General features: G+C 71.4%; 23 protein-coding genes. 6 read left to right on the top strand and 17 right to left on the bottom strand.

The window, feature by feature from the left end:
- Positions 1–37: 37 nt before the first annotated feature.
- On the bottom strand, positions 38–1117 hold the full coding sequence (locus EFL95_RS08215; protein WP_123233521.1) for a calcium-binding protein: 1080 nt from the start codon (positions 1115–1117) through the stop codon (positions 38–40).
- A gap of 186 nt (positions 1118–1303) precedes the next feature.
- On the opposite strand from EFL95_RS08215, the gene EFL95_RS08210 reads away from it, so the two are divergent.
- A complete protein-coding gene (locus tag EFL95_RS08210) occupies positions 1304–1816 on the top strand; it encodes a hypothetical protein (RefSeq protein WP_123233520.1) in 513 nt (170 codons plus the stop codon).
- Here the strand turns inward: EFL95_RS08210 and EFL95_RS08205 are convergent.
- The 4 genes from EFL95_RS08205 to EFL95_RS08190 all read right to left on the bottom strand — a co-directional run bounded on the left by EFL95_RS08205 (position 1808) and on the right by EFL95_RS08190 (position 4654).
- Complete coding sequence (locus EFL95_RS08205) at positions 1808–2059, bottom strand: (4Fe-4S)-binding protein (RefSeq protein WP_123233519.1); 252 nt, start codon at positions 2057–2059, stop codon at positions 1808–1810. The genes EFL95_RS08210 and EFL95_RS08205 overlap by 9 nt on opposite strands.
- Before the next feature lie 31 nt (positions 2060–2090).
- A complete protein-coding gene (locus EFL95_RS08200; protein ID WP_123234865.1) occupies positions 2091–3470 on the bottom strand; it encodes an MFS transporter in 1380 nt (459 codons plus the stop codon).
- A 61-nt stretch (positions 3471–3531) separates the two neighbouring features.
- The gene (locus EFL95_RS08195) at positions 3532–4095 is read right to left on the bottom strand and encodes an LOG family protein (protein WP_123233518.1); all 564 of its coding nucleotides are present in this window, start codon (positions 4093–4095) and stop codon (positions 3532–3534) included.
- A gap of 13 nt (positions 4096–4108) precedes the next feature.
- A complete protein-coding gene (locus tag EFL95_RS08190) occupies positions 4109–4654 on the bottom strand; it encodes a sugar O-acetyltransferase (RefSeq protein ID WP_246004853.1) in 546 nt (181 codons plus the stop codon).
- A 107-nt stretch (positions 4655–4761) separates the two neighbouring features.
- Between EFL95_RS08190 and EFL95_RS08185 the strand changes: the two genes are divergently transcribed.
- Genes EFL95_RS08185 through EFL95_RS08175 form a run of 3 tightly spaced genes read left to right on the top strand, consistent with a single transcriptional unit; the run spans position 4762 to position 7982 of the window.
- Complete coding sequence (locus EFL95_RS08185; protein WP_123233516.1) at positions 4762–6264, top strand: NAD(P)/FAD-dependent oxidoreductase; 1503 nt, start codon at positions 4762–4764, stop codon at positions 6262–6264.
- Entirely contained in the window at positions 6261–7376 is a 1116-nt protein-coding gene (locus EFL95_RS08180; RefSeq protein WP_123233515.1) for a hypothetical protein, read from the top strand. The genes EFL95_RS08185 and EFL95_RS08180 overlap by 4 nt, the downstream gene beginning before the upstream one ends.
- A gap of 3 nt (positions 7377–7379) precedes the next feature.
- Positions 7380–7982 (top strand): TetR/AcrR family transcriptional regulator, encoded by a 603-nt coding sequence (locus EFL95_RS08175; protein WP_123233514.1) that lies wholly within the window; start codon positions 7380–7382, stop codon positions 7980–7982.
- Between the two features lie 4 nt (positions 7983–7986).
- Here the strand turns inward: EFL95_RS08175 and EFL95_RS08170 are convergent, their stop codons facing one another.
- From EFL95_RS08170 to EFL95_RS08145, 6 genes are all read right to left on the bottom strand, one after another.
- A complete protein-coding gene (locus EFL95_RS08170) occupies positions 7987–9498 on the bottom strand; it encodes an acetyl-CoA acetyltransferase (protein ID WP_123233513.1) in 1512 nt (503 codons plus the stop codon).
- Between the two features lie 78 nt (positions 9499–9576).
- A complete protein-coding gene (locus EFL95_RS08165) occupies positions 9577–9993 on the bottom strand; it encodes a nuclear transport factor 2 family protein (protein ID WP_123233512.1) in 417 nt (138 codons plus the stop codon).
- 87 nt (positions 9994–10080) lie between these two features.
- Positions 10081–11601 carry an HD domain-containing phosphohydrolase gene (locus EFL95_RS20025; RefSeq protein WP_123233511.1) on the bottom strand — a complete coding sequence of 507 codons (1521 nt, stop codon included), beginning with the start codon at positions 11599–11601 and terminating at the stop codon, positions 10081–10083.
- Between the two features lie 21 nt (positions 11602–11622).
- Positions 11623–11982: a cupin domain-containing protein gene (locus EFL95_RS08155; RefSeq protein WP_123233510.1), complete on the bottom strand. Its 360-nt coding sequence runs from the start codon at positions 11980–11982 to the stop codon at positions 11623–11625.
- Between the two features lie 84 nt (positions 11983–12066).
- A complete protein-coding gene (locus EFL95_RS08150; protein ID WP_123233509.1) occupies positions 12067–13260 on the bottom strand; it encodes a cation:proton antiporter in 1194 nt (397 codons plus the stop codon).
- A 10-nt stretch (positions 13261–13270) separates the two neighbouring features.
- Positions 13271–15202 carry a thiamine pyrophosphate-binding protein gene (locus EFL95_RS08145; protein WP_123233508.1) on the bottom strand — a complete coding sequence of 644 codons (1932 nt, stop codon included), beginning with the start codon at positions 15200–15202 and terminating at the stop codon, positions 13271–13273.
- Positions 15203–15315: 113 nt separating this feature from the next.
- Between EFL95_RS08145 and EFL95_RS08140 the strand changes: the two genes are divergently transcribed.
- A complete protein-coding gene (locus EFL95_RS08140; RefSeq protein WP_123233507.1) occupies positions 15316–15930 on the top strand; it encodes a hypothetical protein in 615 nt (204 codons plus the stop codon).
- Here the strand turns inward: EFL95_RS08140 and EFL95_RS08135 are convergent.
- Positions 15927–16871 (bottom strand): DMT family transporter, encoded by a 945-nt coding sequence (locus EFL95_RS08135; RefSeq protein ID WP_123233506.1) that lies wholly within the window; start codon positions 16869–16871, stop codon positions 15927–15929. The genes EFL95_RS08140 and EFL95_RS08135 overlap by 4 nt on opposite strands.
- A 52-nt stretch (positions 16872–16923) precedes the next feature.
- Between EFL95_RS08135 and EFL95_RS08130 the strand changes: the two genes are divergently transcribed.
- Positions 16924–17454, top strand: a complete 531-nt coding sequence (locus tag EFL95_RS08130) for a CGNR zinc finger domain-containing protein (RefSeq protein WP_183407092.1) — start codon at positions 16924–16926, stop codon at positions 17452–17454.
- Here EFL95_RS08130 and EFL95_RS08125 read toward each other — a convergent pair.
- Genes EFL95_RS08125 through EFL95_RS08105 form a run of 5 tightly spaced genes read right to left on the bottom strand, consistent with a single transcriptional unit; the run spans position 17414 to position 20934 of the window.
- Positions 17414–17818, bottom strand: coding sequence for a hypothetical protein (locus EFL95_RS08125; RefSeq protein WP_123233504.1), 405 nt, complete (start codon positions 17816–17818; stop codon positions 17414–17416). The genes EFL95_RS08130 and EFL95_RS08125 overlap by 41 nt on opposite strands.
- A complete protein-coding gene (locus tag EFL95_RS08120) occupies positions 17818–18981 on the bottom strand; it encodes a molybdopterin-dependent oxidoreductase (protein ID WP_123233503.1) in 1164 nt (387 codons plus the stop codon). Before EFL95_RS08120 ends, EFL95_RS08125 begins: the two co-directional genes overlap by 1 nt.
- Positions 18978–19619: a class I SAM-dependent methyltransferase gene (locus tag EFL95_RS08115; RefSeq protein ID WP_221176354.1), complete on the bottom strand. Its 642-nt coding sequence runs from the start codon at positions 19617–19619 to the stop codon at positions 18978–18980. Before EFL95_RS08115 ends, EFL95_RS08120 begins: the two co-directional genes overlap by 4 nt.
- Positions 19616–20278 (bottom strand): TIGR04282 family arsenosugar biosynthesis glycosyltransferase, encoded by a 663-nt coding sequence (locus EFL95_RS08110; RefSeq protein WP_123233502.1) that lies wholly within the window; start codon positions 20276–20278, stop codon positions 19616–19618. Before EFL95_RS08110 ends, EFL95_RS08115 begins: the two co-directional genes overlap by 4 nt.
- The gene (locus EFL95_RS08105) at positions 20275–20934 is read right to left on the bottom strand and encodes a glycosyltransferase family 2 protein (protein WP_123233501.1); all 660 of its coding nucleotides are present in this window, start codon (positions 20932–20934) and stop codon (positions 20275–20277) included. The genes EFL95_RS08110 and EFL95_RS08105 overlap by 4 nt, the downstream gene beginning before the upstream one ends.
- Between the last annotated feature and the right edge of the window lie 17 nt (positions 20935–20951).

Below are 20951 nucleotides of genomic sequence, written 5' to 3'. Positions count from 1 at the left end.
CGGGCCGCCGATCGTCTGATCGACGGCCCGGCCGCGTTCAGCGCTGCCCCGTGCCGAGGTCGACAACGAGGTCGACCAGCGCGCGGGCTGCGTCGGACGCGGCGACGCGGTCGTCGCCGTCTCCGGTGCTGACCTGGAGCTTGTCCTTGCTCGCCGCGTTGGTGTCCATGCCGCTGATGACCGTGCGGGCGGCGAGGCCGTTCACGGCGACAGCGCCCGCGTCAGCCGCGACGTCCACGTGGTCTGCGGCGTTGCTGCCCGCCACCACGACCGTGTCGACCGCGCCGTCGCCGGCGCCGGAAGCGGCGGACAGGTGGATGTCCGCCTCGGCGATGTCGGTGCCGCTCAGGTCGCCGACCGTCACCGTGTCCGCCCCACCCAGGGTCGCGAGGTCGAGACGTTCGACGTCATTCAGGTCCATCCGGATGTTGCCCAGGTTGCGCAGGAACACTGCGTGCTGACCGCTGGCGGCCAGCGACATCTGCTCGGCTCCGTCAGAACCGTTGAACACCAGGGTGTCAGCGCCGCGGCCGCCCTCGATCGCGTCGTTCCCCTCACCCGGGTTCCAGAGCGCGACGTCGTCCCCGGAGCCGAGGAGCTCGGTGTCCGTGCCGACGCCGCCGTCCACGAGGTCGGCACCCAGGCCGCCCAGGACGAGGTCGTTGCCTGCTCCACCCAGGACGGAGTCGTTCCCGGTCCCGCCGTCCAGGACGTCGGCGGCAGCACCACCGGCCACGGAATCGTTGCCGGCTCCGCCGGCGACGTACAGCGGTACGTCGGTCTGGGTGCTCCCGCCGCTGACGGCGTGGAAGGCGTCGTCACCGGCGCCGAGGAACACCGACGCCGAACGGAACGTCGTTGCGTCGAACCGCTGCGCACGGCCGTCGCCGAAGGTCACGGTTGCCGCGCTCGAGGTGAGCTCGGCGCCGAAGTCGAGCGTGATCTGGTCCGCTGCGTTCGTCCCGTGCACGACCAGCACGCCGTTGACGACCTGGGCGGAGGCCTGGAGTGGAGTGGCCACGGACGGGGCGGCGGTGACGGCGACGGCGACCGCGGCCAGGGTCGTGGCGGTGGCGGCCTTCTTGAAGGTCCGGGGAAGCTTGTACTGCTCTTTCATGGGCTGCTCGTTTCTCGGTGTTCTCCAACGGGTCGGCAGATGCCCACCTCGCCTGTCGACACGAGTGCCGAACCCTGGTGGCTCATGTGATGAATTCGTGCGAACCACGGAGCGCCGGCATCCGTAAAGCACTCCGAGCAGCCGTCCTGAGCCCGGTCACAGCCGCCGTCGGTGCAGGATGGCCCTGTGCGCAAGCCGTCGATCCTGGTCCCGCTCGGAGGCGCCGTCGCGACCGTCGGGATCTACCTGCCGATCGTGACGGTCGGGCTGCACGTGCCCGGGTCGAAGCTCCCGGTGCTCTCGGACATGGTCGACTCGATCCCGGACAAGGGGCTCGGCGCCTCCACCGACCAGCGCCTCTACCTGCTGGGCATGCTGGGGCTGGCAGTCGCCGCGTGGCTGCTGCCGCTGCTGGTGCCGCGGACGAAGGCCGTCGGCATCGGCCTGGCGATCGCCGCTGCGGCGATCGCCGCGATCGGCGCCGTCCGCGGCTGGGTGATCGCGGTCCGGGGACCCGGTGCGGTCATCGACGACCACTCCTCGTTCCTGGAGCGGACCGCGCTGAGCGCGCTCGACAAGCTGCACTCCTACGGCGTGCTGGTGATCCACCCCGGATCGGGGCTGTGGACGTTGAGTGCCGGGGCGCTGGTGCTCATCGCGGGCGCGCTGCTCGCGCTGCGCCCGGCTCCGTCAGCCTGACGCTTCCGGTGCCGTCCTGACGCGACCATCGTCCGTGCGGTAGCCGAGCGCGAAGCTCGGGCAGCGGTCGACGACCTCGACCACCTCGTCGACCGTCGCCGCGTCCGCCGCGATCCACGGACGTCGCTCGCGATCGAAGACGGTCGGCAGGCCCCGCACGCACTCGGTCGCGTGCCGGCAGCGGCCCGGTTCCCAGGTGATCGTGACGCCCGGGGCGACGTACTCGCGGATGCCTTCCTGCACCTCTCGAGGATACGGCGGCGCCGGCGACCGGTCAGGCCGACGGTGCCGGGTCGGTCGCGGTGATCGGTTCGGCTGGGTCAGCGACCTTCGCGGGCACCGGTGGTTCGACGTCGGCTCCCTCGGCCGCTTCGTCCTCGTGGAGCTCGGGGAAGTTGCGCTGCGCGAACCGCTCCGCGATCTTCACCGAGGGCACCAGGCCGGCCGAGGCTGCGACCACGATCGCCGCGATGACCAACCAGCCCTGACCGTCCGAGCCCCACTTCATCGCGAGGAACGTGTACAGCGCCGGGGCCCACATCGACCCCAGGGTCCGGCTGACGTCGGCGACGCCCTGGTACTCACCGCGGCGGCGCGGATCCATCAGCTCGGCCTGGAACGACCAGCTGGCGCCGGAGATGAACAGCTCCGCGCCGGTCACCGTGACGTGGCCGAGCCAGACCAGGAAGATCGTGAGGAAGCCGGTCGTGGAGTGGGTGACCATCGTGATCAGGCAGGAGCCGACGAAGAACGCTGTCGAGATCCACACGTAGCGCATCGCGTCCCGCAGGTTGCGCACGCCCTTCGACGTGTACGCCGGCAGGAAGATGCACAGCACGGTGTTGGTGCCGAACAACCAGGCCAGCAGCACGTGCGGGGCGTCGGTGGCCTCGACCAGCCAGAGCGGGATGACGATGTTGAGCAGCACCTGGTTGGTCCACAGGGTGCCGTTGAAGAAGGAGGCCAGGATCCAGCCGGGGTTGCTCAACGGTCCCGGACCGACGGGTCTCTCGCGCACTTCTCCGCTGGCCACCCGCAGGTCGTGCGGTGCGGCCGGCAATCGACTGATCCACCACCCGTTCGCGGTGAGCAGGGCCGCGGCGAGCAGCGGCGTCCAGCGCACGACGGTGAGGCTGTCGAACGCCAGCGAGACGCCACCGATCAAGGCACCGAGGGTGAAGCCGACGTTGAGCGCGGAGTACAGGTAGGCCTGCGTCTCGATCCGCTCCTTGGTCGGCAGCGCGTCGAGCACGTAGGCCTGGAAGCTGGAGTGGCCGGCAGACCCGGTGAGGGCGAACAGCAGTCCCACCAGCAGGTACTCGCTGAAGGACCCGACGAAGGGCAGCGCGACGAACGCAGCCGCGCGTCCCCAGGTCGTCAGGGCCCAGACCCGCTTGGGACCGAAGCGGTCGACCACCCGACCTGCGGGGTAGGCGAACAGGAACTCCGCGACGCTCGTGATCGTGATGGCCAGCCCGACGCGGGAGGCCGACATCCCGACCACCTGGGTCAGGAAGACCGCACTGCCGGTGTTGAACGCTCCCTCGCCGGTGGAGAAGAGCATCGACTGGACCGCCAGCCGTCGCGACATCGGCGTCGGCGGGATGAGCCGGCGGAAGAATCCTGGTCGTGGTTCCGAGACGGAGGTGGTCATCACCGGCATTCTCACGGCGTACGGGTCGGTTGTCGCCCCGTTTTCCCGGCCGGTTCCGGACTCAGCCGGAGGGGTTCTCCAGACCCTCGAGCTCGGCCAGGACCGAGTCCACCGACCCGTGGAAGCTGATCAGCTCCTGGTCGCCGTGGGTGAAGAATCCGCTGTCCAGCGCGTGGTCCAGCAGCGCCCGCAGCGGCGCGTAGTAGCCGTCGACGTCGAGCACCAGGCACGGCTTGCGGTGCAGTCCGAGCTTCGTCCAGGTCGCGGTCTCGAAGAACTCGTCGAAGGTGCCCAACCCACCGGGCAGCGTGACGAACGCAGCCGACAGCTCGTACATCAGCGCCTTGCGCTCGTGCATGTTCGCGACCACGCGCAGGTCGGCGATGTCGGTCCGGCCGAGCTCGAGGTCCATCAGCGCCTGCGGGATCACCCCGGTCACGTGACCGCCGCGGCTGAGCGCGCCTGCGGAGACGTCACCCATCAGCCCGGCGGCTCCCCCGCCGTAGACCAGGCCCATCCCGGCGTCGGCCAACGCCGCGCCGAGCTCGGTGGCGGCGGCTGAGAACGCGGGGTTGGTGCCCGGCGTGGATCCGGAGAAGACGCAGACGTTGAACACGGCGCTCATGCTCCCAGGTGGGTCAATCGAGTTGCTTGCGCTGCACGACGCCGGCCCCGGTGACCACGCACATCGGCGGAACGTCCGTCGCCACCACCGCTCCGGCTCCGACCACCGATCCGTGTCCGATCGTGACGCCGGGGGTGACGGTGGCGCCCGCGCCGATCCACACGTCGTCCTCGATCACGATCGGGGCGTGGGTGATGAACTCGAACCGTTCGGCGACCTCGACCGGGTGACCGGCAGTGCTCAGCGTGACCCCGGGTCCGATGAGGACCCGGTCCCCGACCGTGATGCCGCCGAGGTCGAGGAAGTAGCAGCCCTGGTTGATGAAGACCTTCTCGCCGAAGGTCGCGCCGAGCCCGTAGTCGCAGTAGAACGGCGGCAGGATCGACAGCGAGTCCGGGACCGGGCCGTCGAAGATCTCCGTCAGCAGCACACGGCGGCCGTCGAGGTCGTCGAACGGCAGCGCGTTCAGACGCGCGGTCAGCCCCATCACGAGCTGCACCCGCTCGGCGAACGCCCGCGACTCCGGCGTACCGGTCCTCAGGCGTTGCTCGTTGCGCACGGGGTCGATGCTCGCACGCGGTTCCGGGGGTCCCGCGCGAGGCTCTTGACACACTCTTTCCGCATTCATACATTCATCCATACTTTGTATGAATGACAGGAGTTCGCATGACGCTAGGTCGGACCGCAGTCGTCCTCGGCGGGAGCATGGCCGGGCTGTGCGCGGCCGGCGCGCTCGCCCCGCACTTCGACGAGGTGGTCGTCCTCGAGCGCGACGTGCTCCCGGCGGACGCCGAGCACCGCCGCGGCGTCCCGCAGAGCAAGCACCCGCACTTCCTGCTCAACTCCGGGCGTCGGGCCATCAGCGACCTGTTCCCCGGGTTCGAGGACGACTTGATCGCCGCGGGCGGGATGCACCTGATGCCGTCGATGGACGCCGCCTACCTCGAGCGCACCGGCTGGGCCTCGCGCAAGCAGTCCTCGATGACGATGGTCTACAGCTCACGGATCCTGATCGAGCGGGTGCTGCGCGACAAGGTCCGCGCCCTGGGCAACGTCCGTATCCGCGAGGGGGTCTCGGTCACGGGGGTCAGCACGACGGGCGGTGGCACCTCCTCCGGCCGGGTCACCGGGGTGAGGTTTCGACAGGCTCAACCAACGGAGGACGGCGGGGAGGAACGACTGGACGCCGACCTGGTCGTCGACGGGCTCGGCCGCGGTTCCTCGGTATCGGCCTGGCTGGCGGCAGCCGGCTGGGACGAGGTGCCGGTGCAGACCCTCGACGCCGGGGTCACCTACACCTCGCGCTGGTACGACCTCCCCGCCGACCGCCCCGAGTCCTGGTGGTGGCAGCACCTGGTGATCATGCCGACCCAGGACACCGGCGAGCACCCGGACGAGCACGAGTACCTGTGCAACTTCTTCCCGGTCGAGGGCGACCGCGCGATCGCCTGCATGGGGTCCTGGGGCTTGGAGATGGCGCGCTCGGTCGACGACTTCACCGCCTCGGCCGAACGGGTGCGCACTCCCCTGTTCGCCGCTGCGATGGCAGCCTGCGAGCCCACGTCCGAGGTGCACCTGACCCGCTCGACCGGCAACAAGTGGCGCCGCTACGACCGTCTCTCCGTCGTACCGAACGGGATCGTCTTCATCGGCGACGCAATCTGCGCGTTCAACCCGTTCTACGCCCAGGGCATCAGTGCGGCGGCCGGCTCGGCGCTGATCCTGCGGGCGCAGCTCGCCGGGACTGCTGCCCTCGACCAGGCGTTCCACCGGCGCTTCCTGGCCGCGCAGCGCAAGGAGCTCAAGGTGCCGTGGGGCATGGCGATGGCGCGCGACCGCGGCTACGAGAACGCCACCGGGACCGAGACCCTGCCGGCCTGGCAGCGCAAGGTGCTGGCCTCGATGACCTGGCCGGTGTTCAACCTGATCACCGGAGCAGCGCGCGAGGACCCGGTCGTCGACGACCACTTCGGGCGGGTCTTCAACCTCGACGAGTCGCTCGGCACGATGATGAGGAACCCGCGGGTGCTCTACGGGCTGGTCCGCCACCAGGTGAACTCGGCGCTGGGACGGCGTACCGTCCCGTTCGGCTTCGACCCGCAGTCCGACCCGCCCGGTACCGACTGGACACCGGGCGCAGCTGCGCAGGAGAAGGAGGCAGTGGGATGAGTGCGACCTGCGACCACGCGGCCGAGAAGGTCACCGCCGCGCTGGGTTTCGACTGCCACGACGTCAGTCCGGTCGTGTCGGTGCACAACCCGTTCGACCTGGCCAGCTGGACCATGCCGATCCTCGAGCTGGTGATCATCGGCGGTGCCGTCTGGGCCCTGGTGCACGCCGTCCGCCGCTTCCGCGCCGGCGACCCGGTCAACCTGGCGCTCTGGTGCGCCTCCCTCGTCTACCTGTTCGTCACCGAGCCGCCGCTGTACTTCCCGGAGTGGTTCGGCCTGGACAAGCAGTACGGCTTCATCTTCGCCCACAACATCTTCTCGGTGCAGTTCATGTGGGACCGGCTGCCGCTGTACATCGTCGCCTGCTACCCGGCCTTCTCCACGCTGGCCTACGAGACCGTGCGGGTGCTCGGGATCTTCAAGCACCGCGGTGCGCTGGTCGGCTCGATCGCGGTCGCGTTCGTGTGCCAGGTCTTCTACGAGATCTTCGACCAGCTCGGCCCGCAGCTGAAGTGGTGGGCCTGGAACGACGCCAACACCGACGTGAACCACCCGTCGCTCGCCTCGGTGCCGATGAACAGCATGCTGCTCTTCGCCTCGGTCTCCTTCGGCGTGATGACCTTCCTGGTCGTGAAGCTGGCGGGGACGCGCCGTGGCTGGCCGCTGGCCTGGCGGATCGTGCTGGCGGGGGTCCTCGCGCCGCCGGCGATGGGCGTCTTCGGGATCCCGTCCGGGGTCTTCGGCGGGGACGACCCGAACGTGACCGCGCAGGCCTGGGTGCTCGGCATCGAGCTCGGACTGGTCTGGATCGCCGGCGCCTGGATCGTGCTGTCCCAGGTCCGGCGCCGCGGCACCGACGAGGCCGAGCCGATGACGGCGTTCGCGCGGATCTACCCGACGACCTACCTGGTCGTGCTCGGTGGCCTGTGGCTCGGCTCGCTGCCCGACTTCCTGGACGCCACCAACGGCATCACCAGCGACGGCACCCCGATCGGCAGCGGCTGGTACACGCTGGCCTGCTTCGTCGGCGCGGGGCTGGTGCTGGTCGCCCTGCACACCGGACGACGCCGTACGCCGGCACCGGCCGCGCTCGCGACGACGGCGGCCTGACCGGTGGGACACCACGGCTGGCAGGGCAACCCTCCCCGGACCGAGGAGGACGCGCGGCAGCGGATCGTCGCCGCCGCGTCGTACTGCGTCGAGAAGTACGGTCCCGCGAAGACCACGCTCTCCGACGTCGCCTCCGAGCTCGGCGTCACCCGCCAGACCGTGTACCGCTACTACAGCAACCTGGCCGAGCTCCTCGGCGCCGTCGCCGAGGCCGGGCTGGCCGACTTCGTCGAGCGCTTCGAGAAGCACCTCACCGGGTTCACGACGCCGGCCGAGGTCGCGATCGAGTCCGTCGTGTACGCCGTTCGGGCGATCGCATCCGAGCTCCGGATCGGGGCGCTCTTCCAGGCGGGCGAGACTGAGATCTTCAGCCGCGGCGCGACCACCGCGAACGCGTTCTCGCTCGGCGCCGACATCCTGCGCCGGGTGCCGGTGGACTGGTCAGAGATCGGTGTGGCCGACGACGAGCTCGAAGGGCTCGCGGAGATTCTGATGAGGCTCTTCATCTCCTTCCTCCAGTCGCCGGCCGACCCGCCGCGCTCGGAGGACGAGCTGCGGGCACTCGTACGCCGCTGGCTCGGCCCCGCGCTCCAGGCTCGCCGTTGACAGCTCAGGCGAGCCGGACGGTGTTGATCCCGTCGGCCGAGGTCGCCTTCACGGTCGCCCCGATGGCCTCGCCGCTGCGCATCAGGTCGAACAGCGGGTCGTCGGTCGGGACGTGCGCGACGAACCGCTCGCCGCTGTCGAGCCGGCCCAGCACCGTGCCGAGCTGCTCGTCGCCGGAGTAGGTGTAGGTGTCGATCACGCCGCTGCCCTCGGCGGCCAGCGCGACGGTGAGCCGCTCACCCTCGTCGCTCAGCGACGGGGCGTCACCGGGCCAGGCCACCGGGGTCGTGGAGTAGATGCCGACCGAGTACTTGTGCATCGCGCCCCCGTTGGCGCCGACGAAGCCGTAGCCGCCCGGGTTCTCCCGCATCCGGTTCACCGTCTCCACGACCGCGTGCATCGAGTAGTTGTTGCCCGGGCCGCCGAAGAACGGCAGGCCGCCGGTGACGGTCAGCCGGCGCGGGTCGTCGAGCGCGATGCCGAGGGCGTCGGTGATGTTGAAGACCGGGATCGCGAAGCAGCTGTAGAGGTCGAACGTCGTCAGGTCCGCTGCGCCGACGCCGGCCATCTCCAGCGCCTGCTGCGCGGCCCGGACCGCGACCGGACCCGTGCTCAGGTCGGGCCGCTCGAGGAACGGGAGCTCCTTGCCGTCGGCGTGCCCGTGCAGGTACACCCACTTCTCCTCCGGTACGCCGGCAGCGCGGGCCGCCTCGACCGACATCAGCAGCACCGCGGCACCGAGGTTGACCTTCTCCCGGGCGACCACCCAGCGGGTGTACGGGTCGGAGATCAGCGGGTTCTTCGCCGACGGCACGGCCAGGTCGTCCGAGCTCCGGACGTGGCGTGTGGACGCGAGCGGGTTGGCCGCCGCGACCTCGGAGAACGGCGCGAACAGCTTGCCGATCTGCTGGGCGTAGTCCGCCACCGACAGGCCGAGCCGTGCGCGTCGGGCGTGGTCCATCAGCGCGTAGGTCGTCGACATGATGAACAGCGCGTGGGCGATCTCGTTGTCGGTGAGCAGGCCCTCCCACTTCGCGCCGCGGTCGTCCCACTCCCCGTCCGGGTGCTCGGTGAAGTCCGGGGCGTCCTCGCGACCACCGAAGTGCGCCTGGGTCGACAGCGACTCGCCACCGGCCAGCAGCACCGCCTGGTACTCACCTGCGGCGATGCGCCCGGCGAACTCGTTGACCAGGTGCTGCGGGCTCTGGCCACCGACGACCTCGAGCACCGCGTGCTCGGGAGTGATGCCGAGCCGGTGGGCGACCGAGCGCGGGAACTTGGTCGAGACCCCGAGGGCCGGCGGCAGCGGGGTCGAGAGCTCCATCGGCCGCACGCAGGCGATCACGTCGATCAGCTCGCCGATCCCGTTCCCGGCGGCGTCCTCGATGGCCGCCCGGGAGGCTGCGGCCGCGAGGTCGGCGCTGGACAGCTGCGCGTAGTCGTCGCTGCCGAAGACGTCGGTCGCCTGGCCGACGCCGACGAGGACCGGGGTGCGGGGATCGATCGAGGTGCTCACGGTCAGTGAAGATAGTTGATCTACGCAACGAACAGGCCGCCGGTCCACGGACCGGCGGCCTGTCGCCCACTCAGGCGGTCAGGCCCAGAACGCGGTCACCGCGGGCGGGTCGCCGATGTACTGGTCGACCGAGCGGACCTTCCCGTCCTCGAGGGTGAAGTACAGGATCTGGGTGTCGCTGAAGGTGCGTCCGTCGGGACGTTCTCCGCTGATCTGGGTGACCACCGCGACGTGGCCCTCGCCGTCGGGCAGGTAGCGCGTCGGGACCGGCGCCAGGGTGCCGGCGGTCAGCTCGATCGACTCGAGCAGGAAGGCGACGACGGCCTCGATGCCGTCGTGCACTCCCCCGAGCCGGTCGGGGTTGCGGTGGTTCCAGGTCGCGTCGGCGTGGAAACCGTCGGCGAAGGCGGCGATGTCGCGGTCGCGAACGGCAGCGAAGCCCTTCTGTACCGCCGCGATGTCGGCCTCGGCCTGGCTGGTGATCATCGTGTTCATGGTTCCTCCTGAGTGTTGGTGCTGCGTCGAGGAGGAACCTAGGAATTCGGCGTGCGCCGCCGCATCGACTGTTCGATCGATATCGGCCTAGGGGGTCGCGGCGAGTCCGTGGCGCATCGCGAACATCGCCAGCGCCGCCCGGGTGCTCACCTCGCACTTGCCGTAGATGTGCACGGTGTGGGTGTGCACCGTCGAGGCCGAGATGAACAGCCGCTCGGCGATCTGCTTCTTGGTCAGGCCGGCGGCGAGAAGCTGGAGCACCTCGAGCTCGCGCTCGGTGAGGTCGACCGGGAGCGCGGGGAGGCTCGGCTTCGGGCCGTCCGCCGCGGCCAGCACCGCCCGGACGGCGTCGCGGTCCAGCGGGAGCTCGGAGAGTCGCCGGGCCGCCTCGTCGGGCGGAAGCGCCGGCCGGTGCGGGCGCGGCTCACCGAAGGTGTGCCATGCCTCAGCAGCCGCGAGCAGGCGGGCGACCGGGTCGAGCTCGCCCGCCTTCACGCCCATCGGGTAACCGGACCCGTCCATCCGCTCGTGGTGGCGGCTGACGGCGCCAGCGAGCGGCTCGAGCTCTGGCGATCGGGCCAGGATCCGGCCCGAGTGGTACGGGTGCAGCCGGACCAGCTCCCACTCGTCCGGGCTCAACGGCCCGGGCTTCTCCCAGATCCCGGTCGGGATCGCGACCCGTCCCAGGTCGTGCACCAGACCCGCCCGGTACGCCGTGACCGGATCCACCCCGTCGACCTGAGCGGCCGCGGCCCGCATCAGGCCGGCCACACCCCGGGCGTGGCCCTGGAAGTAGGGCGACTTCAGGTCAGCGGCGTCACCGAATCCGGCGAGCACGTCGTCGAGCTGGCCGTCGTGGTCGAAGTACCGGTGCGGGGCGGGCTCGGCAGCCACGACCGCGGACCAGGCGTCGTCCGCCCGGGAGAGCGTGAGGAGCTCGCCGGCATCGGCGAGGAAGAGCTGCGCGATCGCCGGGTCCAGCGCGCGACCGGACCAGCGGCCGACGACCTCCGCGGCCTGGTCGGCGCCACCGACCGCGTCGAACATGACGGCGGTGAACCCGACCGCGGCGAACCGGGCCGGTTCCGGGAGATCCGCGCCCGATCGCCCGCTCGGGGCTCCCTTGCCGTCGTACCGCTCGAAGGCGCAGAGCACGGACTCGCTGACCGCGGACGGCAGCCCGAGCAGCCCGACCAGTCCGGCTCCGACCTCGCAGTCGGCGCGGGCGGCCTCGGCGACGAGCCCCGGGACGCGCGGCATGCTCGCCAGCATCCGGAGCTTGTCGGTGCCCTGCACCAGTCCGGTGAGGAACCGGATCGCCTCGAGGGGTCGGCCGGTGTCGGTCAGGTCGCCGGTCGCCCGGAGCGCGACGTCGTCGCCACCGAAGTTCGCGGCGGCCTCGTGCGAGGTGGCCGCGCACCCGGCGAACCGGAGCAACGTCGAGTAGTAGACCTCCGACTGCCGTGCCGGGCTCAGACCGCTGCGGCGCGCCAGCTCGGTGGCGACCAGCGCCGCGCGCATCGCCTCACCGGGCGGGTGCCCGCGCGTCAGGTCACTGGTGACCGACAGCGCGGCCACCACACCGGCGACCCGCACCTGGCTCGGCACGAGCGAATCGTAGCGACGCTGTCAGCCCCGCGCGAAGGTCTCGGCGGCGTTCGGGTCGAACTCGTAGCCGACCACCGGCTCGTCCCCGACCACCCAGGCGTCGTGACCCGGCTCGATGACGTAGGCGTGGCCCGGGATCAGGCGCAGCGTCGTCCCGTCGTCGTGCTGGATCTCGAGCTGGCCGGAGATCAGCGCACCGACGTGGTGCACCTGGCAGGAGTCGGTCCCGGCGACCGGCTTGATGCACTCCGACCAGCGCCAGCCGGGCTGGAAGGTGGAGCGGGACACGGTCGCGCCGGGCAGGCGGACGACGTCCACCTGGGTCTTGTCCGGCGCCCGGCGCTCGTCGGGTTCCTCGAAGCTCTTGGAGTGGATGGACATGGCGGTTGCCCCCTTCAGGGATGGGTTTCACCGACCATCTCGCTCCCCGCCCCGGCCCGGTAGAGGGGCGCGGTTACGAGCCTCTTACGGGCTGATCGGTTCCGCTTCGACCTGCTGGGCGCGGCCGATCGCCAGCCCCGGGAAGACCACCACGGACAGCAGGCCGGCGCAGACCAGCGCGGTCGCGGTCGTCTCCGACATCCGCCCCGTGAGCAGGCCGATCTGGGTCGCGGTGACGATGAACGGCAGGCTCGTGGCCAGCAGCAGTCCCGAGGCGATCGTGTGCCGGCGGCCGAGGTCACGGAGGAAGAGCAACGCCGGAACACCGCGGGCGAGGAGCAGTGCCGCGAGGAACACCGGCACCCGGAGCAGGTCCGCCGGGTGGTCCAGGAGCCCCGCGACGTCGAGACGCATCCCGCTGGTGATGAAGAAGACCGGCACCAGGAACCCGAACCCGACGGCCTCGAGCTTCAGCCGGAAGTGCGGGTGCGAGGTCGCGTCGCGATCGAGGGCCGCGACCACGGCTCCGGCCAGGAAGGCACCGAGGATGCTCTCCAGCCCCACCTTCTCGGCGAGCACGACGAACCCGACCATCAGCAGCACGGCAGCGCGCACCCGGATCTCCGCGGTCCCGTCCTGCAGCGCGACCAGCACGTCGGCCAGCCGTGTGCTCCGGGCGGAGAGCGTCGCCGCGATCACCACCAGGCCGATCAGTCCGACGAACAGCGCCAGCAGCGTCAGCCGCGACGCCGTGCTCCGTCCGTCGGCGGAGAACAGGATCGACAGCAGCACCACGGCCGCGAAGTCGGCCAGCGACGCTGCGGTGATCGTGGTCCGCGCGACCCCGCTCTCCAGCAGCGCCGCGTCCTTGAGCACGGCGACGACCAGGCCCAAGGATGTGGCAGAGAGCGTCACCGCGAGCAGCACCGGGTCACTGATCCAGCCGGCTCCGTCGAGCGCGAGGCCCACCGCGAAGCCGACGAGGAGCGAGATCCCGTAGCCGGCCACCACCACGCCGAGCAGCCGCCCTCGCCACTCGCGGACGTCGACTTCCAACCCGGCGAGGAACAGCAGCATCGCCAGGCCGAGCAGCGCGACGATCTGGACCACGAGGTCGGGACGGAGCCAGTCCAGGGCGTGCGGGCCGACCGCGACCCCGAGCACGATCTCGAGCACGACCGCGGGCAGTCGCAGCCGTGGGAGGAACGCCGTGACGATCGGAGCGAGCGCGGCGATGACCAGCACCCCGAGCAGGTTCACGAAGGCGACATCGGGCATCGTCAGCTCCTCACAGCAGGGCGGCGTCCTGCTCGACGACGAGCAGCGCCGGGCCGTCGGTGGCGAAGAGCCTGCGGAACGCGTCATCGAGGTCCTCGCGCCGGGTCACCTTGATGCCGGTGGCTCCGCACAGCTCGGCGTACGCCGCCCAGTCGGGGTTGTGCAGCGAGGTCTGCCAGACCGGGAAGTCGCCGGCGACCTGTTCTTTGGAGATCTTGCCGAGCGCGTTGTTGTTCAGCAGGACGTGCTTGATGCCGATGCCGTACTTCACCGCGGTCGTCAGCTCCATCGCGTACTGCCCGAAGCCGCCGTCGCCGGTCACCGCGACGACCGGGCGCGACGGGTCTGCGGCCCAGGCGCCCATCGCCGCCGGGTAGCCGAAGCCGATCGAGCCGAGGTAGCCCGACATCAGCACCGGTTGTCCCTTCGACTCCAGGTACCGGCCGAGTGAGTAGGCGTGGTTGCCGACGTCGACGCTCACCACGGCCTCCGCCGGCAGGTGCTCGGACAGCGCCTCGAACACCGCAGCCGCGGAGACGCCCTGGCCACGATCGTCCTGCGCCCGGCGCGCCTTCTCGGCGCGCCAGAGCGCCCACCGCGCGGCGACGTCGGCACGCTGGTCGACCGGTGCGGCCGTCCGGGTCGCCTCGTCCAGGGCTCGAAGACCGGCGGCGGCGTCCGCCACCACCGGGACCGCGACCGGGTGGAACCGCCCCAGCGAGGAGACGCGGTCGTCGATCTGGATGATCGGCTTGTACGCCGCGATGCCGGTGTGGTTCGAGAAGGAGGCGCCGACCACGACCAGCAGGTCCGACTCGTTCATCAGCCAGCTCGCCACCGGCGTCCCGCTGCGTCCGAGCACCCCGGCGCCGAGCGGGTGGTCGTCCGGGACCAGCCCCTTGGCGCGGAAGGTCGTGAGCACCGGAGCGTTCAGCCGCTCCGCCAGAGCTAGCAGCTCCGTACGCGCACCCCGCGCGCCCTGCCCGACCACAAGAACGGGTCGCTGCGCCTGGTCCAGCAGCGCCGCTGCGCGCTCGATGTCGGCCGGCGCGGGTACCTGGTGCTGCGACCCGAACCGTCCGTCCGGACCGGAGGCAACCGCGTCCGAGGCCAGCTCCTGGACCTCGTCCGGCAGGACCAGGTGGGCCACCCCGCGACCATCCACAGCGTGCTTGACCGCCAGCGCGGCGAGCTCAGCGTGGTCCGACCCCGCCTCGACCGAGGCGGTGGACAGCGCGACGTCACGGAAGACCGCGGCCAGGTCGAGGTCCTGGAAGGCCCCGCGACCGCGGACCTTCGACGGCACCTGGCCCGAGATCGCGATCACGGGCGCACCGTCGAGCTTGGCGTCGTACAGGCCGGTGAGCAGGTTGGTCGAGCCCGGGCCGGCGATGGCGAAGCAGGCGGCCGGGCGGCCGGTCAGCTTTCCGTACCCGCTTGCCGCGAACGCAGCAGCGCCCTCGTGACGGATGCCGATGAAGCGGAGCTCGCCGCGCTCCTCGGCGCGGCGCAGTGCGTCCGCGAAGCCGAGGTTGGAGTGCCCGACCATGCCGAAGACGGTGTCCACGCCGTGCGCGACCAAGGTCTCCACCAGCACGTCTGAGACCGTGCGGACCTTCTCGTGCTGCGGCGGGAGCTGGACGTAGACGCCGTCCTCGCGCTCCTCGACCTCGTACGCCGTCACCGCGTCGGTGAACCCTTCCGGCGGGGTGCCGGTGGTCGGGTCGTAGTCGTAGCCGTGCCACGGGCAGCGCAGCCAACCGTTCTCGATGGACCCCTCTCCGACGGGCCCACCCTGGTGCGGGCAGCGGTTCTCCAGCGCACCGAGGCGACCGGCCCAACGGGTCAGGGCGACGGACCGACCGTCCACCACCGAGGTCGTCACCCGCTCGTCCTCGGGGACGTCCTCGGGCGCGACGCGGTACCACGAGCTCTCGTTCATGGGGTCAGCCTCGTGGCCGAGCCGGGCCGGGCGGAAGAGGGCGGCGGCAGGTGTCCTCGGTACGTAAGCATTTGCGCGGGGCCGCCGGGAGCGCACCGGACTAGCCTCCAGACATGGCCGACCTGACCACCACCCGCCGGTCCCTGCACGCGGTTGCCGAGCTGCTGCTCGCCGGTCCGCAGCACGGGGAGCACGGCACGATCAAGCTCGCAGCCCGCCCCGGCGGGTTCGGGACCGTGCGCGAGCCGTTCGTCTCCGTGGCCGGCAACCGACTGCGCGCCGACGGCGTCGAGGTCCCGCTGGACGGCCGGACGATCCTCGAGGTCGGCGCCGAGGCCGGCGTGACCCCACGTCCGCTGACCGCGGTCTACACCGACGGCTGCGGACTCGACGAGCACCACCGGCTCCAGATCGACGCCGCCTGCGCCGCCGAGATCCATGAGGGGTTCCGCCGCGGCGAGGAAGCCCTCGCAGCCTTCGCGCCCGAGCACGAGCGGGTGCTCTGGCCGGAGCACTTCGACCTCGGCATCACCGTCGCCGAGGTCAACTACGGAGTCTCCCCCGGCGACGGGTTCCTCGAGGTCCCCTACGCCTACGTCGGGCCGTGGAGCCTCGAGGGCGTCGCGGGCGATTTCTGGAACGCACCGTTCGGCGCAGCGTTGCCGCTGAGCGAGATCGACGATCTGGCGTACTTCTTCACTCAGGGCGCAGAGCTCCTCCGCCGCTAGGCAGCCTCAGCCCGGACCACGTCCTCCACGGGCTCGACCGGTGCCGGCTCGTCGGCCTCCACGAACCGCACCAGCACGGCGACCGCGAGCAGCACCAACGCTCCCCCGGCGTACTGCAGGATCGAGGGGGACTCCCGCAGGAACACGATCGCGGCCAGCAGACCCACGACCGGCGTGAGGTTCAGCAGCTGCGAGGCGCGTACGCCGGGAACGCGGCTGATGCCGAAGTTGAACGCCACGCTGCCGATCGCGGTGCTGGCCAGGACCGCGAGCGCGAACGCCCATCCGGACCAGCCGGCGGTCGCCAGCCCGCTGCCTCCGTGCGACCAGCCGATGAGCACGAACGGGGAGGTGCACACCGCAGCTCCCACGGTCTGCCAGGTCGAGGCGCCCAGTCCGTCGGCGCCGTTGAAGGTGCGGGTCAGCACCAGGTAGATCGCCGAGGCGGACACCGAGGCGACCACCAGCAGGTTGCCGAGCGTGGTGGCCATCCCGCCCGCGTCGCCGCCCAGGGCGACCACGGTGCTGCCGAACAGACCGAGCACCATCGCACCCAGGCCCCAACCGCGGAGCCGCTCATGCAGGAACAGCAGTGCCAGCAGCACCGACATCGGCAGCTCTGCGGCCAGCAGCAGGCTCCCGGCGGTGGCGCTGGTCCGGCTCAACCCCGAGTCGCCGAGCACGAAGGCGAGACCAGGCATCAGTGCCCCGATCGCGAAGTTCCGCCGCGCGCCCTCGCGGGTCAGGGTTCCCCGTACCAGGCCGACCAGGACCAGCACGACGGCGGCACCGGCGAGCTCGACGGCGACCAGGTCGGCGGGTCGAATCCGGTGCAGCGCTGCCACCGACACCGTCGTGCTGATGCCGTAGGCGACGGCGGAGACGAGCATCGCGGCTTCGCCGGCCCGGGATCCGTGGCTGCTCTGCAAGGTCGTTGACATGGCTTCTCACTGTTCTGACGTGCTAACCGTCTAACTGTGTATGATGGTTAGTATGCCCGTCAACCCGATTCCGCTGCCGCCCGAGGACGAGGACCTGCTCGCCGCGTTCGCCAACCTCGGGCACGGAGAACCGGACCTGCTCGACGACCCGGTCGGACTCAGGTCCTGGTGGTCCGACCTCGGCGGTTCCGCGATCCCCGGCAGGAGCACGGACCTCGAGCTCCTGCGCGCCCTCCGGCGGTCCGTGCGGGCACTCGCGCTGGCGAACAACGGCGTCGACGTCGAGCTGGAGGAAGACACCTGGGAAGCGATTCCGCTGCGTCTGGTCCTCACCGGTGGTCCGCACCTGGAGTCGACGGGGCCCACCGACCTGACCGGGACGATCGCGTCCGCGGTGGCATCAGCACTGGTCCGTTCCTCGGCTCGCGCGACCTGGCCGCGCTTCAAGGCCTGCCCCGGGCCGGAGTGCGAGTTCGTGTTCCGCGACCGGACCCGCAACGGGTCCCGGCGCTGGTGCCTGATGAGCGAGTGCGGCAACCGCGCTAAGGGCGCTGCCTTCCGCGCACGAGCAGCACGAGACTGACCGCCACCGTGACGCCTGCGAACACCAGCCAGCCGACGAGGTAGTTGCGATCCAGCAGGGTGGCGTTGTCGGCGCGTTCACCGAACCTCCCCAGGACGGGGATCGCTGCGATCGAGACCGACGCGAGCACCACGCCGCCGATGACCAGTGGAGCGATCCGGAGCCCCGCTCGCCGAGCGCGCACGAAGACGGCACCGACCACGATCGTCAGGGGCGCGAGCACCGCGTCGTGGAGCAGCACTCCCCCGACCAACCACTCCAGGGTGGCCCGCAGATTGGCGAACCCGAGGTCCAGCAGCAGGCTCACGCCGTACGCAGCGATCGCGACGCCGGCCGCTCCGAGCAGTACGCGGGTGGCGCGCATCAGAGCACCTCCACCTGGTCGAGCCACTTCGTCTGCAGCACGCCCGGCCGGTCCGGTGCGATCAACCGGCACGGGTAGCCGTGGTCCAACGCCAGCTTCTCGCCGTCCAGTCCGAGCGCCACCAGCGTCAGCGGGTCGTCGGCGAACTGGCTCGGCAGGGTGGTGACCTTGTAGGGACCGTGCTGTTGCAGCGAGGTGAACCGGACGTCCCGGCCGCGTGGTGCACCGACGAGGTCGAGCAGGTCGCGCAGGCGCACGCCGTCCCAGGTCCCGTTCGCGCTCCAGCCCTCGACGCAGGCGATCGGCAGCACGCCGGTCCGCTGGCGCAGCCCCTCGAGATCCGCGCGCGAGAGCTCGACGGATCGGGCTCCGTGGCGCACGGTCAGGCGGTACGACGGGCTGAGCGCAGCTGCCACCACGTCCGCGGCGCGGGCGCTCTTGTTGATCGGGACGCCGCCCGGACCGCCCCCGGACCGGACCCCGAACACCGACACCCGCCGGAGGACCGGAACGGCGGAGCCGGCGGTGGCCAGCACCGCGACCCCGGCAGCGAGCAGGCTGCCGCGCACCAGGGTGCGTCGGTCCAGAGGACCGGACTCGGCGGTGCTGGGGCGGTCGTGCTCGGCGGACTCGATCGGGGAACCGAGGACCGACCGGATCAGCGGGAGCTTCACCGCGACGTGCACCGCCAGGGCCCCGAGCGCGATCCAGGCCATCGCGTAGTGGGTGGCCCGGAAGTGGAAGCCCCACGGGTACCACTGGGCCGTGTTCGCCACGCCCGAGGCCAGCTGGAAGATCGCGGCACCGACGAGCACGGCGATCGAGCCGCGCTCCAACGACTCGACGGCAAGCTCGGTGATCCGGCGCGGTGGACGGGCGAAGAGCTTGGGGAAGACCGACCACAGCTTGACCAGCAGCAGCGGGATCGCAGCTGTCCCGGACGCGACGTGCAGGGCCTGGGTCCAGCGGTAGAGCCAGACCGGACGGGTGGGGAAGCCGACGAACGGGTGGGTGACGTGGGCCTCGTGACTGATCAGCCCGGTGACGAACGCGATGACGAAGCAGATCCCGAGCCAGACGCCCACCCGGGCGGCCACGGCCGGGCTCCGCAACCGGGAGGTGAAGTCCGCCTCGCGGGGCGGCGCCAGTGCCTCGAGCTTCATCGTCCGTCCTTGAGGAGCACGGCGACCCAGCGGTCCCCGAAACGCTCGAGCCGGTCGACGACCAGACCGACGCCGGCACAGACCACGCCGACCTGGTCGGCGGCCACCGTGCTCCACGCGAACAGCTCGCTCTGCACAGCGCTCGTCCGCAGGCGCAGCCGTCGCGTCTCCAGACCGCTCCCCGGTGGCGCCAGGTCGACCACGACGCGTCCCCCGGGTGCGAGCAGGGCGGCCACCCGGGTCAGCAACCGCCGCGGGTCGCCGCCGATGCCCACATTGCCGTCCGCGAGCAGCACGGTGCTCCACCGGCCCTCGCCGGGAACGTGGTCGTAGACGTCGCGGACCAGAGCAGCGGCCCCGCGAGCGCGCGTCTGACGCACCGCCTCGGGCACCACGTCGATCCCCAGTGCCGCGTTCCCCGACCGGGTCAGGTGCTCGGTCATCCGCCCCGGGCCGCACCCGACGTCCAGGGTCGGGCCCTCGCACAACGCCAGCACCGCCCGGTCGGACCCGTCCGCTGTCCGGGACCACGCCGCCACAGGGAGCTGCACCGCGCCCGCCCGGCCGACGACGTGGCAGCGTTCGCCGCGCAACGCTGCGCTGTAGACCTCGGAGAACGGTGCCGCCAGGGCGCTCACGCGACCACCGACCGGTGGCGGCGCCAACAGGCCGCGAACTGCGTCCACGGGGCCTCGGCCGCGACCGCGACCGCATCCGCGAGGGTGTCGACGTCGCGGAGCCGCGGCGCCGGGTCGACCAGCAGACCGGCGGCCCGGAGGGCCTGCGCGGTGAGAGCCCCGGTCACTGCGGTGGACATCGGCACGTCCACCAGCGACCGCGCTGCGTCCGGGTCGGCCAGACCGAGCACCCACCATCCTCCGTCCTCCGCCGGACCAAGCACCGCAGTCCCCGGACGGCTCCGCTCGGCCACCGCGACCAGGTCGCCGGCGGTCAGCTGCGGGGTGTCCATGCCGACCTGCACCACCGGCCCCGGCCCGGCCTGCGCCACCCGGGCGTGCGCGTGGGCCAGACGGTCCCCGAGTACACCGGAGCACTGCGGGAACACCTGCCAACCCGCCGTCGCCTCGCGCAGCGCCGGCCACGACGCGGCATCGGCGAGGTCACCATCGAGGGCCAGGTGGCACTCGGAAAAGGCCTCGGAGCACGCGGCCAGCGTGTCCAGCAGGGCGCGCGCCGCCAGCTCCGCAGCAAGCTCGTGGCCGACATCCGCCGCCAGCCGGGTCTTCACCCTCCCCGGGACCGGAGACTTGGCCATCACCAGGGCGCGGCCCGTCATCGCAGCACCGCCAGGAAGTCGCGCGCGGTGCGGAAGGTCCCGCGTACTGAGCCGCTCACCTTCGACCGCGTGCCGCGGGCCCGCGGGTGGTAGGCGAGGTCGCGCTCGACGATGCTCCAGCCGGCCGCGGACGCGCGGCTCATCAGCTCGAGCGGATACCCGAACCGGCGGTCCTCGACCCCGAGGATGATCAGGTCGTCCCGCCGGCAGACCCGCGCGGGTGCGATGTCGTGCAACCCGAAGCCGCTGCGCGAGCGCAGGATGGCGATGGCGACCTGGTTGCCGAGGCGCGCGTGCCAGGGCCAGATCCCGCGACGAACCGGACGCCTCCGTCCGACCGCCATCTGCGCCCGCCCTTGCGCCACGTCGTCGATCAACGGGACCAGGTCGTCGGCGTGGAAGGACCCGTCGCCGTCCATCACCGCGACCAGCTCGGTCCGGGCGGCCTCGACCCCGGCGTGGACCGCGGCCCCGTAGCCCGGTTGCGGCTCGGTCACGACCCGAGCGCCCAGGGCACGGGCAACCTCGGCCGTGCCGTCGGTCGAGCCGTTGTCGACCACGAGGATCTCCACGCCCGCGGGAACCCGCGCGATCACCTCCGGCAACGCGGCCGCCTCGTCGCGGCAAGGAAGGATCAGCGTGCAGGTCGGGTCCATCCAGCCAACGTAGGCAG

The sequence above is a fragment of the Nocardioides marmorisolisilvae genome, assembly GCF_003725775.1.
GTDB lineage: Bacteria > Actinomycetota > Actinomycetes > Propionibacteriales > Nocardioidaceae > Marmoricola > Marmoricola marmorisolisilvae.
This window is presented reverse-complemented; position numbering and strand designations above follow the sequence as displayed.

What these genes read in the sequence shown, in the direction of transcription:
- EFL95_RS08215 (WP_123233521.1), bottom strand. Translation starts at nt 1,117, where the DNA reads ATGAAAGAGCAGTACAAGCTTCCCCGGACCTTCAAGAAGGCCGCCACC.
- EFL95_RS08200 (WP_123234865.1), bottom strand. Translation starts at nt 3,470, where the DNA reads ATGACCACCTCCGTCTCGGAACCACGACCAGGATTCTTCCGCCGGCTC.
- EFL95_RS08195 (WP_123233518.1), bottom strand. Translation starts at nt 4,095, where the DNA reads ATGAGCGCCGTGTTCAACGTCTGCGTCTTCTCCGGATCCACGCCGGGC.
- EFL95_RS08185 (WP_123233516.1), top strand. Translation starts at nt 4,762, where the DNA reads ATGACGCTAGGTCGGACCGCAGTCGTCCTCGGCGGGAGCATGGCCGGG.
- EFL95_RS08180 (WP_123233515.1), top strand. Translation starts at nt 6,261, where the DNA reads ATGAGTGCGACCTGCGACCACGCGGCCGAGAAGGTCACCGCCGCGCTG.
- EFL95_RS08165 (WP_123233512.1), bottom strand. Translation starts at nt 9,993, where the DNA reads ATGAACACGATGATCACCAGCCAGGCCGAGGCCGACATCGCGGCGGTA.
- EFL95_RS08155 (WP_123233510.1), bottom strand. Translation starts at nt 11,982, where the DNA reads ATGTCCATCCACTCCAAGAGCTTCGAGGAACCCGACGAGCGCCGGGCG.
- EFL95_RS08150 (WP_123233509.1), bottom strand. Translation starts at nt 13,260, where the DNA reads ATGCCCGATGTCGCCTTCGTGAACCTGCTCGGGGTGCTGGTCATCGCC.
- EFL95_RS08145 (WP_123233508.1), bottom strand. Translation starts at nt 15,202, where the DNA reads ATGAACGAGAGCTCGTGGTACCGCGTCGCGCCCGAGGACGTCCCCGAG.
- EFL95_RS08140 (WP_123233507.1), top strand. Translation starts at nt 15,316, where the DNA reads ATGGCCGACCTGACCACCACCCGCCGGTCCCTGCACGCGGTTGCCGAG.
- EFL95_RS08135 (WP_123233506.1), bottom strand. Translation starts at nt 16,871, where the DNA reads ATGTCAACGACCTTGCAGAGCAGCCACGGATCCCGGGCCGGCGAAGCC.
- EFL95_RS08130 (WP_183407092.1), top strand. Translation starts at nt 16,924, where the DNA reads ATGCCCGTCAACCCGATTCCGCTGCCGCCCGAGGACGAGGACCTGCTC.
- EFL95_RS08125 (WP_123233504.1), bottom strand. Translation starts at nt 17,818, where the DNA reads ATGCGCGCCACCCGCGTACTGCTCGGAGCGGCCGGCGTCGCGATCGCT.
- EFL95_RS08120 (WP_123233503.1), bottom strand. Translation starts at nt 18,981, where the DNA reads ATGAAGCTCGAGGCACTGGCGCCGCCCCGCGAGGCGGACTTCACCTCC.
- EFL95_RS08110 (WP_123233502.1), bottom strand. Translation starts at nt 20,278, where the DNA reads ATGACGGGCCGCGCCCTGGTGATGGCCAAGTCTCCGGTCCCGGGGAGG.
- EFL95_RS08105 (WP_123233501.1), bottom strand. Translation starts at nt 20,934, where the DNA reads ATGGACCCGACCTGCACGCTGATCCTTCCTTGCCGCGACGAGGCGGCC.